The 14,122-nt window shown below is 73.0% G+C and carries 11 protein-coding genes; 5 read left to right on the forward strand and 6 right to left on the reverse strand.

Features of this window, described 5'->3' with window-relative positions:
• Positions 1–83 precede the first annotated feature (83 nt).
• The 3 genes from ACZ58X_RS13435 to ACZ58X_RS13445 all read left to right on the forward strand — a co-directional run bounded on the left by ACZ58X_RS13435 (position 84) and on the right by ACZ58X_RS13445 (position 2,967).
• On the forward strand, positions 84–347 hold the full coding sequence (locus ACZ58X_RS13435; protein ID WP_470333793.1) for a DUF3311 domain-containing protein: 264 nt from the start codon (positions 84–86) through the stop codon (positions 345–347).
• The gene (gene mctP / locus ACZ58X_RS13440; RefSeq protein ID WP_470333794.1) at positions 344–1,954 is read left to right on the forward strand and encodes a monocarboxylate uptake permease MctP; all 1,611 of its coding nucleotides are present in this window, start codon (positions 344–346) and stop codon (positions 1,952–1,954) included. Before ACZ58X_RS13435 ends, mctP begins: the two co-directional genes overlap by 4 nt.
• 155 nt (positions 1,955–2,109) lie before the next feature.
• Positions 2,110–2,967 carry a histidine phosphatase family protein gene (locus ACZ58X_RS13445; protein ID WP_470333795.1) on the forward strand — a complete coding sequence of 286 codons (858 nt, stop codon included), beginning with the start codon at positions 2,110–2,112 and terminating at the stop codon, positions 2,965–2,967.
• 38 nt (positions 2,968–3,005) lie between these two features.
• Here the strand turns inward: ACZ58X_RS13445 and ACZ58X_RS13450 are convergent, their stop codons facing one another.
• A complete protein-coding gene (locus ACZ58X_RS13450) occupies positions 3,006–3,965 on the reverse strand; it encodes a helix-turn-helix domain-containing protein (protein ID WP_470333796.1) in 960 nt (319 codons plus the stop codon).
• Positions 3,966–4,386: 421 nt separating this feature from the next.
• Here ACZ58X_RS13450 and ACZ58X_RS13455 point away from each other — a divergent pair, with 421 nt between their 5' ends.
• On the forward strand, positions 4,387–4,881 hold the full coding sequence (locus tag ACZ58X_RS13455) for a GNAT family N-acetyltransferase (RefSeq protein ID WP_470333797.1): 495 nt from the start codon (positions 4,387–4,389) through the stop codon (positions 4,879–4,881).
• Positions 4,882–5,074: 193 nt separating this feature from the next.
• Positions 5,075–7,210, forward strand: coding sequence for an acyltransferase family protein (locus tag ACZ58X_RS13460; protein ID WP_470333798.1), 2,136 nt, complete (start codon positions 5,075–5,077; stop codon positions 7,208–7,210).
• 234 nt (positions 7,211–7,444) lie between these two features.
• Here ACZ58X_RS13460 and ACZ58X_RS13465 read toward each other — a convergent pair whose 3' ends face one another.
• The 5 genes from ACZ58X_RS13465 to ACZ58X_RS13485 all read right to left on the reverse strand — a co-directional run bounded on the left by ACZ58X_RS13465 (position 7,445) and on the right by ACZ58X_RS13485 (position 13,685).
• Positions 7,445–8,638, reverse strand: a complete 1,194-nt coding sequence (locus tag ACZ58X_RS13465; RefSeq protein WP_470333799.1) for a glycoside hydrolase family 113 — start codon at positions 8,636–8,638, stop codon at positions 7,445–7,447.
• Positions 8,639–8,654: 16 nt separating this feature from the next.
• Positions 8,655–10,106 (reverse strand): glycosyltransferase family 2 protein, encoded by a 1,452-nt coding sequence (locus ACZ58X_RS13470; protein ID WP_470333800.1) that lies wholly within the window; start codon positions 10,104–10,106, stop codon positions 8,655–8,657.
• Positions 10,107–10,196: 90 nt separating this feature from the next.
• The gene (locus tag ACZ58X_RS13475; RefSeq protein ID WP_470333801.1) at positions 10,197–11,036 is read right to left on the reverse strand and encodes a hypothetical protein; all 840 of its coding nucleotides are present in this window, start codon (positions 11,034–11,036) and stop codon (positions 10,197–10,199) included.
• 122 nt (positions 11,037–11,158) lie between these two features.
• Positions 11,159–12,613 carry a glycoside hydrolase family 26 protein gene (locus ACZ58X_RS13480; protein WP_470333802.1) on the reverse strand — a complete coding sequence of 485 codons (1,455 nt, stop codon included), beginning with the start codon at positions 12,611–12,613 and terminating at the stop codon, positions 11,159–11,161.
• Positions 12,614–12,752: 139 nt separating this feature from the next.
• Complete coding sequence (locus ACZ58X_RS13485) at positions 12,753–13,685, reverse strand: hypothetical protein (RefSeq protein ID WP_470333803.1); 933 nt, start codon at positions 13,683–13,685, stop codon at positions 12,753–12,755.
• Between the last annotated feature and the right edge of the window lie 437 nt (positions 13,686–14,122).

The following is a 14,122-nucleotide window of genomic DNA, read 5'->3' on the forward strand; positions in this document are numbered from 1 at the left end:
GCACCTCCGGGGCTGCGGCGCCGACGGAACCCTCCGGAGCGGAGCAGAAGATGCCGTCTGACCAAGCCCCCAGCGAAGCTGTCATGCCCGAGCCGGCCGGGAGTCCGATCCCGGCCGTGACCCCCGAGCGGGTGCTCGCCGGACTCGCCCTGCTCGTGCCGATCGTGGCGATGCTCTGGGTCTCCTCCTACGACAAGACCGACCCGGCGATAGCCGGGATGCCGTTCTTCTACTGGTACCAACTGCTCTGGGTGCCGGTCTCGGCCGTCTTCACGGTCGCCGCCTACCTGCTGATCAACCGGGACGAGAAGGCCCGCAGCGCGGCCCGCACGGGCGGTGCGCGATGAAGGACGTCAACGTGCCGGCCCTCGTGGTCTTCGTACTGTTCTTCCTGCTGGTCACCGTGATGGGCTTCCTCGCCTCCCGCTGGCGCCGCGCGGACGACGCGGCCCACCTGGACGAGTGGGGCCTGGGCGGGCGCAGCTTCGGGACCTGGGTGACCTGGTTCCTGCTCGGCGGCGACCTCTACACCGCCTACACCTTCGTCGCCGTCCCGGCGGCGGTGTACGCGACCGGCGCGGCCGGCTTCTTCGCGGTGCCGTACACGATCATCGCCTACCCGCTGGTCTTCCTGTTCCTGCCCCGGCTCTGGTCGGTCTCCCGGGTCCACGGCTACGTCACCCCGGCCGACTTCGTCCGCGGCCGCTACGGCTCCCGGCCGCTGTCCCTGGTCATCGCGCTGACCGGGATCCTGGCCACCATGCCCTACATCGCCCTGCAACTGGTCGGCATCCAGGCGGTGCTGGACGTGCTCGGCCTCGGCGGCGGGGCGGACGCCAACTGGTTCGTCAAGGACCTGCCGCTGTTCCTGGCCTTCGGCGTACTGGCCGCCTACACCTACTCCTCCGGCCTGCGCGCCCCGGCGCTGATCGCCTTCGTCAAGGACGCCCTGGTCTACATCGTGATCATCGTCGCGGTGATCTACATCCCGCTGCGCCTCGGCGGCTACGGGCACATCTTCGACGCGGCCGCGGCGCACTTCAAGCAGACCAAGGCCGGCGGGCTGACCCTCCCGGACAACAAGCAGTGGACGTACGCCACGCTGGGGATCGGCTCGGCGATGGCGCTGTTCATGTACCCGCACTCGGTGACCGGCGTGCTGGCCTCCAAGTCCCGCAACACCGTGCGCCGCAACATGGCGATCATGCCCGCGTACTCGCTGATGCTCGGGCTGCTGGCGCTGCTCGGCTTCATGGCGATCGCGGCGGGCGTGGGCAGCGGGGTCAAGGGCTACAACGCCCAGCTGTCGGTGCCGCAGCTGTTCGCGAACATGTTCCCGGACTGGTTCACCGGCGTGGCCTTCGCCGCGATCGGGATCGGCGCGCTGGTGCCGGCCGCCATCATGTCCATCGCCGCCGCCAACCTGTTCACCCGCAACGTCTACAAGGAGTGGCTCAAGCCCGCCGCCACCCCGGCCGACGAGACCCGGGTCGCCAAGCTGGTCTCGCTGCTGGTCAAGGTCGGCGCGCTGGTCTTCGTGCTCGGCATGGACAAGCAGGCCGCGATCAACCTCCAGCTGCTGGGCGGCCTGTGGATCCTGCAGACCTTCGTGGCGATCGTCGGCGGCCTGTTCACCCGCTGGTTCCACCACTGGGCGCTGTTCGCCGGCTGGGCGGTGGGCATGGGCTACGGCACCTGGACGGCGTACGGGCTGGCCAGCCCGGCCACCAAGCACTTCGGCGGCAACGCGGCCGAGATCCCCGGCATCGGCGAGATCGGCTACATCGGCCTGACCGCCTTCGTGCTCAACCTGCTCGTCGCGGTGGTGCTCACCGTGGTGCTGCGCGCGCTCAGGACGCCCGACGGCCCGGACGAGACCAAGCCCTCCGACTACAGCGCCGAGGCCGCCGGCGACGAGCGGGAGAACGCGCCGGAGCCCGTAGCGGCGCACTGATTGGCCGTGCGCGCGCCCTGTGATCGCGCCGCCTTCTCCGTGAACACTGGAGAAGGCGGCGCGATCATATGTATGAACAGGCGTGCACGCCGGGCACCACCAGACCGGACCGGCATCCGGCCGGAACCTGATCGACCCACGGGGAGCTCGCGGCCATGGCAGAACTCGGCACCACCCTCAACGGCCAGCACCAGTCCACCCAGCACCAGAACGCCCAGCACCAGAACGGCCAGCACCAGACCGCTCAGAGCCAGTCCGCCCAGGGCCAGCACCACCCCCACGTCACCGCCCACCGCCCGGCGGCGGCCACCCGGCTGCCGTCCGTGCTGATCGCCACCCGGCACGGCGAGTCCACCGCCAACGTCGAGTTCCAGCTGGCCGAGGCCGTCGGCGCGCTCAGCGTCCCGATCAGCTGCCGGGACGCCGACATCCCGCTGTCCCTGCGCGGCCAGCAGCAGGCCCAGGCCTTCGGCCGCTGGTGGGCCGCCCTGCCCAGCGCCGACCGGCCGCGCAGCGTCTGGTGCTCGCCGTACGTGCGCACCGCCGAGACCGCCCGGATCGCGCTGGCCCAGGCCGCCGGCCTCGGCGCCGTGCCCGTCACCCTGGCCGTCCGCTACGACGAGCGGCTGCGCGACCGCGAACTCGGCATCCTGGAGATGCTGCCCAAGGCCGCCATCGAGGCCAAGCACCCGGAGGAGGCCGCCCGGCGGCGCAAGATGGGCGAGCTGTACTACCGCCCGCCCGGCGGCGAGTCCTGGGCCGACGTCGCCCTGCGGGTGCGCAGCCTGCTGCGGGACGTCTGCGAGGAGGAGGCCGGCCGGCCCGTCCTGCTGGTCGCCCACGACTGCACGGTGCTGATGCTGCGCTACGCGCTGGACCGGCTCACCGAGCGGCAGCTCACCGAACTCGGCGCGGTGCACAACTGCTCCACCAGCCTGTGGCGGGCCCAGGACGGGCGGCTGCGGCCGGACCGCTGGAACGGCGTCGACCACCTGACGGGCGAGGACGACTGACGGACCGTCGGCCGTCGGGTCACCGCACGACCGCCGGGTCACCGCGCGACCGCCGGGTCGGCGAAGCAGCGGCGGTAGGCCAGCGGCGTGGTGCCCAGCCGGCGCCCGAAGTGGTGCCGCAGCGCCGCGGCGTTGCCGAAGCCGCAGCGGGCCGCGATCGCGTCCACCGACTCGGTGGTGGACTCCAGCAGCCGCTGGGCCAGCAGCACCCGCTGCCCCACCAGCCAGCGGTGCGGGGTGGTGCCGGTCTCCTGCTGGAAGCGCCGGGCGAAGGTGCGCGGCGACATGTGCGCCCGGGCGGCCAGCTGCTCGACGGTCGCCTCCTGGTCCGGGTGGTGGCGCATCCAGTCCAGCAGCGGGGCCAGCGAGTCGCCGCCGCCCTCCGGCAGCGGGCGGTTCACGAACTGCGCCTGTCCGCCCTCCCGGTGCGGCGCCACCACCATCCGGCGGGCGATCCCCCGGGCCACCTCGGCGCCCTGGAACGTGCGCACCAGGTGCAGGCAGGCGTCGATGCCGGCCGCCGTACCGGCCGAGGTCACCACCGGGTCGTCGTCCACGTACAGCACGTCCGGCTGCACCGCCGTCCCCGGGAAGCGGTCGGCCAGGTCGTCGGTGTAGCGCCAGTGGGTGGTGGAGCGGCGGCCGTCCAGCAGCCCGGCGGCGCCCAGCACGAAGGCGCCGCTGCAGATGGACAGCACCCGGCCGCCGCGCGCCACCACCGCGCGCAGCGCCGCCAGCAGCGGCTCCGGGTAGGCGTCGCGGATCCCCGAGGCGGTGACCACCGCCAGGTCCGCGTCGGCGAGCCGCTCCGGGCCGTACGGGACGTCCACCGTGAACCCGGAGTGGGTGGCGTGCGGCCCGGGGTGGGCGCCGGCCAGCGCGAAGTCGTAGCCGGGCAGCCCGTCCGCGGTCCGGTCCAGGCCGAACACCTCGCAGGCCACGCCCAGTTCGAAGGGGTGGACCTCCTCCAGCACCACCGCGACCACGTTCCTCAGCATGCCGCCCAGGATGCCCCGCCGGGCCGGGCGCCGGGAAGCCCCCGGCTGGCAGGATTTCGAGGCAACCCGGCGTTCCTGCCACTCGTCGGCCCGGGCGCCGCCCGGCCACAGTGGTGGCCATGGAATCCGGCACCCTCGCAAGCGCACTCGCCCTGGCCGGCGCGGTCGGCGGCTTCGGCCTGCTCGGCACCCTGATCGGCCGCGAGCTCTCCCGCGGCCCCGCGGCCGGCCGCGACAACTACCACCGCCCCGGCGGCTACCCCGCCGACCCGCACCGCGCCGACCGGCTGCACGGCGCCCCGGCCGCCGGCCCCGCCGCCGTCACCCCCACCGCCGTCACCCCCGCCGCCGACGCCGCTGACCTGCCGCTCCGCCCGACCCCCGGCCCGGTCGCCGCACCGGGCTCCGGCACACTGGCCCGATGGACTACCTCATCCGCCACGCCCTCCCCCGGGACCTCGAAGACGCCGGCCGGATCACCGTCGAGGCCTTCGTCGGCGACGGCTACACCCAGCCCACGAGCGGCTACGTCGAGCTGCTCCGCGACGCCGGGCGGCGCTCCCGCGAGGCCGAGCTCCTGGTCGCCGTCGACGGGGCCGACGAGCGGGTCCTCGGCTGCGTGACCTTCGCCGTCGGCGGCACCGAGTGGGCCGACATCGCCACCCCGCGGGAGGGCGAGATACGGATGCTCGCCACCGCCGCCGCCTCCCGCGGCCGCGGCGTCGGCGAAGCCCTGGTCCGCGCCTGCGTCACCCGCACCCGCGAACTCGGCCTGGCCGGCATGGCCTTCTCCACCCGCCCCGAGATGACCGCCGCCCACCGCGTCTACGAGCGGGTCGGCTTCCGCCGCACCCCCGAACGGGACTGGGCCCCGTACCCGGGGATGGACCTGATGGTCTACACCATGGCGTTCTGAGGACCCGGCAGCAGTTCACCGGCCCCTCCCCCGGCCCGGTGACGGCCAGACGATCAACAGGCGTCTTTTGATATAAACCACAGATCAAGACATGTCTTCGACACGTCGCGACAGTCGATCGACCGGGGGGACGCACCACATGGACGACGGGCCCGGCCTCAGCATGCCCGGAAGCGGCCCGACGCTCCAGGACATGCGCGAGGCACGGGGCATCGAGGCCCCGACCTCCAGCCGCTACGCGATCCCCGCACCGCCCCCCGTACCACGCGGCCCGCTGCCGCCCTCGGTCCGCTTCAAGGCGGTCGACGGGCTGCGCGGCCTCGCGATCGCCTCGGTGCTGCTGTACCACACCGACTGGTTCCAGAACGGCCTGTTCGGCGTGGACGTCTTCTTCGTGCTCTCCGGCTTCCTGGTCAGCCTGGTGCTGATCCGCGAGCTGGACCGCACCGACGGCATCCGGCTCGGCGTCTTCTACCGCCGCCGCGCCAAGCGGCTGCTGCCCGGACTGCTCGCCACCATCATCCTGGTCGTCGGACTGTCCGCCCTGGTCAGCCCGCTCCGGGACGTCCGGGACCTGCGCCCGCAGGCTCTCGCCACGCTCGCCCAGGTCGCCAACTGGGCCCAGCTGTCCCGCGGCGACGCCTACTGGCAGCACTTCGCCTCGATCGACCCGCTGGCGGCCATGTGGTCGCTCAGCATCACCGAGCAGTTCTACGCGGTCTGGCCGCTGCTGCTCCTGATGGTCTTCGGCCTGTGCCGCCGCTCGCTGCGTGCCACCGGCATCGCCACCGCCGTCCTGTTCGCGGCCTCCGCGCTCGTCGCCCCGCTGATGTGGAACGGCGGCAACAGCGACCGTCTCTACCTCGGCACCGAGACCCGCGCCGTCGGCTTCGCGGCCGGCGCCACCGCCGCCTTCGCGGTCCACCTGTGGCTGCGCCGCAAGGCCCGCGCCACCGCCGACGCCCCCCGTTCGGCCCGCCGCGGCGGCACCGCCCTGCCCACCCTGGTCGGCACGGCGGCCCTCGGCGGCCTGGTCTGGGCCAGCCTGTCCGTCGGCAGCTACCACGAACCCTGGCTCTACCAGGGCGGACTGGCCCTGGTCGCGGCGCTCGCCGCCGTGCTGACCGCCTCGCTCTGCCACGACCGCGGCCCCCTGGTACGGCTGCTGTCGCTTCCCCCGCTGCGGCTCACCGGCACCATCTCGTACAGCCTCTACCTGCTCCATCTGCCGGTGTACTGGCTGCTGCAGCACTACGTCGACGACATCTCGCCGCAGAAGCTGCTGCTGATCGGCGGCCCGGTCTCCTGGGTGCTGGCCTGGCTGCTGCACACCGCGACGGAGAAGCTGCGGGTGCTGCGCTGGCGGGCCTTCCCGGCCATCCCGCTGCTGGCCGTCACGACCGCGGTGGCCACCGCCGGGGCCTGGTACCTGCCGGCCTGGGTCACCCACGACATGCGGTCCGGGCCGAGCGGCAAGCCGATGGTCCTGGTGCTCGGCGACTCCTTCGCCCAGGACCTCGCCACCGGCCTGTACCGGGACGGTGACCGCTACCGGGTGGTCGACGGCGGCATCAGCGGCTGCGGGGTGTTCGACCCGGACAAGGTGCGCACCGTCTCCGGGACGGAGTTCGAGACCAGCTCCGACTGCCGGAACCGGGCGGCCGAGTGGGACCGCCAGGTCGCCTCCGCCGCGCCGGAGGCCGTGGTGATCCACCTCGGCTGGGACGCGGCCGAGCAGTACCTGGACGGCACCTGGCTCAACCCCTGCGACGACGACTACCGCAGCCGGTACCGCACCGAGCTCACCCAGGCCGTCGAGCAGGTCCGCCGGCGGGCACCCGCCGCCCGGGTGCTGCTGATGAACGAGCGCGTCGAGAACGGCGCCATCGGCAAGACCTGGGGCACCTGCTACAACCAGCAGGTCGGCGACTTCGTCAAGGCCGCCGGCGGCACCGTCCGACTGGTCGACCTCGACACCTTCTACTGCCCGTACGACACCTGTGTGTGGAAGGACAAGGACGGCCACTGGGTCACCCCGGCCAACGACGGGGTGCACCTGACCCCAGCCGGCATGCGGTTCGTGACCCCGTGGCTGGAGAAGCAGATCGCGGACGGGCTGTCCGGGGCCCAGCCGCAGTCCCCGGCCGCACCGGCGCCCGCACCGACCCCGACCGCGACGCCCAGCTCCACCCCGACGCCCACCCCCACCCCCACGCCGACGGCGAGCACCCGGCCGACGGGCCGCCCGACCCCGGCCAAGCCGGCCCGGACGCCGACCCCCAAGGGAACCCCGGGCGCCGGCGAACACCCGGCCGAGCCCCAGCCCTAGCGGACCTGCGCCGGGCCCCACCAGGGGCCCGCTAGGGCCCGTCTTCAAGCCCCCGTCGTCCGCCCGGAGGGCGGGCGGGGCGGCGTTGGGGTGCGTGCATCGCAAGGCGGAGGAGGGAGTCCATGCGGTGGGGGCACCTCCCGGCCGAAGGCTGGGGGCCATTGGCGACCGACGACAACGCGGCGAGGTGCGTGCCCCAGCGTCGGCCCGCAGGCGGGGGTTTGAAGACGGGCCCTACGACTGCGGGATCTGGTAGGTCTGCGCGAAGCAGTCGCGGATCGCCTTCTCTGAGCCCGGGCGCCCGGCGTAGTCCATCCGCGGGGTGTCCGGGGTGACCGGCAGGGTCGGGTCGATGCCGAAGTACAGCGACCAGAAGTACACCCCGCGCAGCTTGCGCTCCTGGGCGACCTGACAGACCGCGGTGAACCAGGTGGCCTGGACGGCCTCGTTCACCTCGGTCTTCTTGTAGTACTCACCGGGCGTCTTGTACGCGCCCTTCTGCGCCGGGATGCCCACCTCGGTGAGCTTGGTGGTCGGCTGCGGGCCCGTACCGCGCTTGTCGAGCCAGGCGTTCCAGCTGGCCTTCAGGTCGGCGATCGGGGCGTCGTCGTCGGAGTTCTTGGCCGGCGGGTAGGCGTCCGCGCCCGTCCCGTCGACGGGTACCGCGATCGGGCCCTTGGCCCAGTTGTCGAAGTTCGCGTCGTACGCCAGCTCGCCGTGGAAGGTCTTCCTGGCCTCGTCGACCAGGCCCTGCCAGTGCGGGTCGCCCTCCAGTGAGTTGAACTCCGTGCCGAGGGTGAACTCCGCCACGGAGTGCTCCTGGGCGGTCTTCAGGTACGGCGCGAGGAAGGCGGCGTAGCTGGCGAACCAGGCGTCCCGGTCGGTCGGCGTGATGTTGCCGCGCCACTTGAGGGTGTGGACGTAGTCGAACACGTCCTCGTCCATGATCGGACGCACGGTGGTGCGCAGACCCGCCCGGTGGGCGGCGTCCAGCAGCAGGGCGAGGCGCTCCGGGGTGGGCGAGGTCGGCCGGGCGGCGACGGCGTTCGACTTGGTACCCGTGGTGTAGTACGGGAACGTCACCGACAGGGAATTGGCGTTCAGCCCGACCACGTACTTGACGATGCGGTCGACCTTGCCCTGGACGAAGTTGTCCGGGTCCGCCGGGTCGTCCAGCCAGTACACCTGTACGCCCCACTCGGGGCTCCCCTTGGTCCACGGACGGGCCACCTTGGGGCCGGTGTCCTCGACCGGCGGCGTGTCCTTGCCGAAACCCCAGACCCGGCCCTGCTCGGTGGGGGCGGCGAGGTGCACGGTGGTGGGCCGCTGGTGGTCGAACCGGATCGGGTGGTCCCCCCACACCACGGGGACCGTCACGGCGACGGCGACGACGACGGTCGGCAGGATGAAGATGGCGGGGCGCTTCAACGGTCGTGACTTCCGATCAGGCCGGCTTGGCGATGACGACGAACTTGTTCTCCTCGCGCTTGAGGAACTTGATCAGCCCCCGCAGCCCGCCCCAGCCCTCCAGGAAGGAGAACACCGGGATGCAGGCCACCACGACGATCGGCTCCCACCACTTGCGCCGGTGGTTGGCCGAGGCGACCACGTTCAGCCGCAGCCCCTCCCAGTAGGTCCAGATCACGTAGGCGAAGTTGATCGCCCACAGCAGCACCACGGACTGGGTGACCGGTGAGGTGTTCCAGGTGCCGGTGAACCAGGCGACCATCAGCACCAGGCCGACGTGCTGCAGCGGGCCGAGCACCCAGCTGACCATGCCCATCCCGATGAACAGCCGGTACCGCAGCGGGATGGTCTTGTTGAAGCAGAGCGCGACCAGGCCCCAGGCCCAGCGCTCGCGCTGCTTGAGGAAGTCCTTGACGCCGGCCGGCGAGGCGCCGTAGCAGCGCCCGTTGAACCAGTCGCTGCGGCCCGGGTAGCGCTGGCAGAAGTTCAGCGCCATCTGGGCGTCCTCGACGATGGTCTTCGGCCCGAAGTCCCAGCCGATGGTGGCCTCCACCGAGGAGCGCACGATCAGCAGTTCGCCGTGCACGCCGGCGATCGGGGTACCGGTGCCGGTCATCGCCCGGAAGCGGGCGATGTCGTCGGCCGGGCGGATCGCGTCGGCGAGCCAGGTGAAGGTGGAGACGGCGTTCTCCCGGGGGTACGTCAGGATGCCCTGCGCCATGTGCTTGGCGTCGTCCCCGGCCCGGCGCTGCCGGTTGACGAACTGGGCGACGGCGGCGGCGGTGTCCGGCCCGACGCCGGTGTCGTCGTCCATGTGCAGCACCCAGACGTCGTCCTGCGCCTCACCCTCCTCGATCCGCAGCTCGTGCGAGTAGTGGTTGGCGCGGGCCTTGAACTTGGTGCCGTTGGCCGTCTCGTACGCCTTCGGCACGGTCACCACCCGGATCAGCGGGTGGCGTTCGGCCAGCTCGTCGATCTTCTCGGCAGCGGCGCAGCCCTCCTCGGTGAGGATGTCCACCCTCATCCAGGGGAAGTACGGCGGCAGGTGCTCGACGTACGAGAGCACCGAGCGCTCCAGCGCCGGGTAGGTGTCGTGCCGGCCGATGGTCGGCACCAGCACGATCAGGAAGTCGTCCTCGGCCGGCGCGGGCGGGGTCATCCGGTCCACCTGCCGCAGCCGTCGGCGGACCATCAGCACCCCCTGGAAGCCGATCAGCACGCCGAACACCGGCATGCCCCACAGGATGGTGATCGCCCAGCCGAGCGGGGTCGGGTTCGGCACGTACGCCCAGATCGAGAAGGCGAAGATGATCGCGAAGGCGATGTAGAACGGCAGCACCCGGGGCTTCCAGGACATCTGTCGCTCGGCGAGCCGGGCGGCCTCGCGGGACGTGGTGAGCACCGTCCGCGCTGGGGCTGTGGACGTCATGGCGGAAGTCGTTCCTCGTCTGGTGTCGGGCGGGCGGTCGGTCCGGTCGGTCCGGCCCCGGTGTACGGGGCGCGGCCGAGCGGCGGGCGGTCAGGCCTGCGGCGGCCGCTGCGTCGGCGGCGCGTCGGCGGGCGGCGGCACGACCGGGCCGGGGGCCACCGGGCCGGCGGCCTGCGGGCCGGGCACGGGCGGGGCGGCGGGCCACTGCTGCTGGACCGCGGTCGGCTGGTACGTCGGCGCCGCCTGGGGCGGCTGCTGGGCGTACGGGCCCGGCACGGGCGGTGCCGGCTGGGACTGCACCGGCTGGGGCTGCGCAGGTGGCCAGGCGGCGGGCTGGGCCTGCGGCTGCTGGTACCACACCGGTTGGGCCGGCGGCTGCTCCGGCCACCCGGGCTGAGGCTGCCCCGGCTGCGGCACTCCGTACGGACCCGGCAGCGGCGCGGCCGGAGCAGCGCTCTGCGCGAGCGGCCAAGGCGTACCGGCCGAAGAGCCCTCCGGCTGCTCCCGCCACTTGGAGCGGGCGAGCAGCACGATCAACGTCGCGGTGACGACCACGCCGAGCGCGAAGGTGGCGAGTTTCAGCCCGCCCTCGGTCGTCCCCGTGAACCACTGGCGCTGCGGTTCGTCCAGCAGCGCGCCGGTCAGGCTGCGCACCCGGTTGTAGCCCTCGACCAGTGCCACGCCCGCCGCCACGCCGAGCGCCCAGTCGCGCCCGCGCAGCAGCAGGATGCCCGCGGCCAGGTACAGCAGGCCGTAGTTGAGGCTCCCGGTCTCGGCGTCCACCGAGGTCCCGCCGTAGTAGAAGATGCCCTTGAGGTAGGTCGCGAAGCCGACCTGCCCGAAGCAGTTGTAGGCCGCCCAGCCGAGCAGCACCACGCCCCAGCCGACCGCCAGGCCACCGGCCCCGCGTATCGGACGTGCCTGTGTCATCCCCGCACCCCGCCCCTCCGGTCCTCTCCCGACCGTCCGCCGAACCCTCGGGTTTCGCCGCCACAGGATGCCACACGGCACAACGGACCCGGAATTCCGCCGGTTCAACGGTTCCGGACCGATCAGCGGACGTGCAGCCCGCCCCAGTCGAGACTCCCGCCGGACGGCCCGGAGCCGCCGGTGATCGCCAGCGGGCTGTGGTAGGTGGCGTTGACGTCCGCACCGGAGTTCCGGGGCTGGTCCGGGGCCAGGTTGTCGGAGGTGAGGGACTGCCCCCAGACCGTCCAGATCGTCCAGGGGGTGCGGCTGAGGGTGTCCGGCTGGCGGGCGTTGACCGGCACGGCGAAGGACTCGGCGAGCATCCGCGGCTTGTGGTAGGCGGCGAGCCCGTCGTAGTACCGCTTGGTCCACACCTCGCCGGTGCCGATCGGGTGCGCCGGGCTGCCGCTGTAGTCGTCCACCCCCACCACGTCGACGTACTGGGAGCCCGGGTAGTAGTCCCACGGGTCCACGCCCGGGGCGCCGTCCCAGGACACCGGTGTCCAGACGAACAGCAGGTTGTGCAGGCCCCTGGTCTCCACCAGGTACTTGTAGGTGATCCGCCACAGCGCCTGGTAGTCGGCCGGCTTCTGGCCCGCCCACCAGAACCGGCTGGCACAGTCCTGGACGTTCATCTCGTGGTAGGGCCGCAGCAGCACCGGTACGTCGTGGGCGGCCAGGTACTCCAGGTGGTCGGCCAGGTAGGACAGGTCGGTGATCAGTGCGCGGTACTCGGGGGTGTCGCCCCCGGCGTCCACGACCCGGCCGAACCAGCCCGGGTCCTTGGCCGCCGGGGAGTTCGAACAGAGCACCCGGTCGAAGGACTTGACGCCGGATCCGGGATAGGGCTCGTGGAAGGACATGCCGACGATCCCGGCCGGGGCCCCGCCGTTGTCCGGCAGTTCGGTGGTGCTGCCGTCGCAGTTCTGCTGGACACCGGCGCCGTCGTAGGTGCCGTCGTCGGCGCGCGGGTGCCCGGACCAGACAGCGGTCATCAGGTCGACGGCGTCGTCGGTGTACTGCCAGCCGGTGCGGCAGGTGGGCCAGCGGCCGGCCGAGTAGGAGCGCGGGTTGCCGACGCCCCAGGCGTTCTGGCCGTAGCCGGGGCCGAGGTCGGTCTCCAGGAAGCCGGGCAGCCGGCCGGTGATGTCGGCGGCCTTCTTGTAGTAGTAGCCGACCTGCTTGGTGCCCCGGTAGTCGCCGTACTCCGGGTTGTTGCGCTCGTTGTGCGCCTCGACGTGCTGGCCGATCACCGTGCCGCCGCTGTGCCCGGTACGGGCCTGGGCCTCCAGGTCCGCGAGGAACTGCTGGACGGCGCGGGCGTTCGGCGAGGCCTGCGGGTCCCGGGCCAGCAGGTCCCGGCCCACGTCCGGCGGCAGGGTCCGGCCGGGGGCGCCGACCGACACGGGGACCCGGACGGGCAGTCCGGCACCGGTCCGGTCGTCGCGGTCCAGCAGCGCGAGGCTGCCGGCGGCGACCACGATGCCGGCCGCGGCCAGGACGGCCGGCTTACCGCGCAGGGCTCTGGGCAGGGCCACGACCGCTCCTCCGGTTTCTCGCCGGCGCCGACCCCCACGGACGCAACCGGAACACGCGTACGAATGACTCCGACGAGAGCCTGCCACACTCCCCCGGTCCCGGCGAACGGGTCCGCCGGGGCCGGGGTGTCGCAGCGGGTCAGCCGGTCGCGGCGGCCGTCGGCGTGCCCTGCGAACCCGGCGTGGCCGAGCCCGCTGCCTTGGCCCGCTGGAGCAGCTGGGCCTTCACGTGCTCGGCGAACCCGGAGGACGCCGCGGTCGCGGTGGCATCGGGGGCGTTGCCGCCCTTCGCCGAGCCCTCGACGGTGAAGTAGGCGTACCGGCCCAGGCTGCTGTGCGTGCCGGTGCAGCCGGGGTTGGCGCAGAACGCCGGGGCGCCCGGCGCGGGCAGGCCCTTGAGCTGCCCGGCGTAGTTCTTCATCGCCGTCTCGGCCTGGATCTTGTGGTCGAAGACCGCGACGCCGACGGTCACCGCGCTGTCGCCGGAGACGTACGTCGCCCGGAGCACCTTCTGGCAGCCCTGGTCCCCGAGGACCTTGCCGAGCCCGCCGGTGGTGGAGTTGCCGTCCCAGCAGGGCTGGTCCAGCGCGACCACGGTCCGGTTCCAGGACGCGCCATTGACCGTCACCTGCAGCGCGGAGAACAGCGCCCCCGCGTCCTGCGGAGCCGGGTCGGTGGCGACCTCCCAGATCGGCTTCGACGGGTCGTCCGGCTGCCCGCCCTGGGTCGCGCCGCCGGTCGACGGGCCGGGGGTCGGCTTGCCCGAGGCGGACACGGACGCGACCGCACCGCCACCGCGCTTGCCCGGGTCGTCCTTCTTGCCGAACAGCAGCACTCCGCCCGTGACCAGACCGCCCACCAGGACGACGGCCACCGCGCCGCCGATGATCTTCACCCGGCGCTTGCGCCTGCCATCGGCCTCGTTGCGGTCCGCCAGCGCCGCCCAGTCCGGCTCGACGCGCTGCGGCGGAACCGGCTGCTGAGGCGCGACCGGCTGCTGCGGGGGAACCGACTGCTGCGGGGGCTGCTGCCACTGCGGCTGCGGAGCCGGCGGCTGAACCGGCTGGGGCACCGGCTGGGGCACCGGCGGGACGGGCTGGGAGAACGGCTGCGCGGCCGGCGCCACCGGTCCGTACGAGGCCGGCGGCGGGCCGAACCCACCGCCCGGCGGCGGCACCGGACCCGGCCCCACCGGCTGCTGATTCTGCGCGCCCCCCGACCCGGCGGGAGGCGTCCCCTGCGGCCCGTGCCCAGGTACACCAGTTCCGTCGCTCATGCGCCCAGATCGTAGGGCATCACCCCCACCGTCCCTCGGCCCGGTGACCGTTCCGTATCGAAACCAGGACGCCCGGCGCGCCGGCCCCGGGTGTCCGGCACCCGGATCCGGGGCGTCCGGCGGGCGTCCGCGACACGTCCGGAGCGTGCTTCCGGGCCTCGGACGACCACGAACCGCCAGTGGCCCGGGCACAACCCGTCATCGCGACAACACACCACGCCGTACTACATGTG

The sequence above is a fragment of the Kitasatospora sp. NPDC040550 genome, from assembly GCF_055594965.1.

Excerpts from the sequence above, each read along its gene's own strand:
- ACZ58X_RS13435 (WP_470333793.1), top strand. The coding sequence starts at position 84 with ATGCCCGAGCCGGCCGGGAGTCCGATCCCGGCCGTGACCCCCGAGCGG.
- mctP (WP_470333794.1), top strand. The coding sequence starts at position 344 with ATGAAGGACGTCAACGTGCCGGCCCTCGTGGTCTTCGTACTGTTCTTC.
- ACZ58X_RS13445 (WP_470333795.1), top strand. The coding sequence starts at position 2,110 with ATGGCAGAACTCGGCACCACCCTCAACGGCCAGCACCAGTCCACCCAG.
- ACZ58X_RS13450 (WP_470333796.1), bottom strand. The coding sequence starts at position 3,965 with ATGCTGAGGAACGTGGTCGCGGTGGTGCTGGAGGAGGTCCACCCCTTC.
- ACZ58X_RS13455 (WP_470333797.1), top strand. The coding sequence starts at position 4,387 with ATGGACTACCTCATCCGCCACGCCCTCCCCCGGGACCTCGAAGACGCC.
- ACZ58X_RS13460 (WP_470333798.1), top strand. The coding sequence starts at position 5,075 with ATGCGCGAGGCACGGGGCATCGAGGCCCCGACCTCCAGCCGCTACGCG.
- ACZ58X_RS13470 (WP_470333800.1), bottom strand. The coding sequence starts at position 10,106 with ATGACGTCCACAGCCCCAGCGCGGACGGTGCTCACCACGTCCCGCGAG.
- ACZ58X_RS13475 (WP_470333801.1), bottom strand. The coding sequence starts at position 11,036 with ATGACACAGGCACGTCCGATACGCGGGGCCGGTGGCCTGGCGGTCGGC.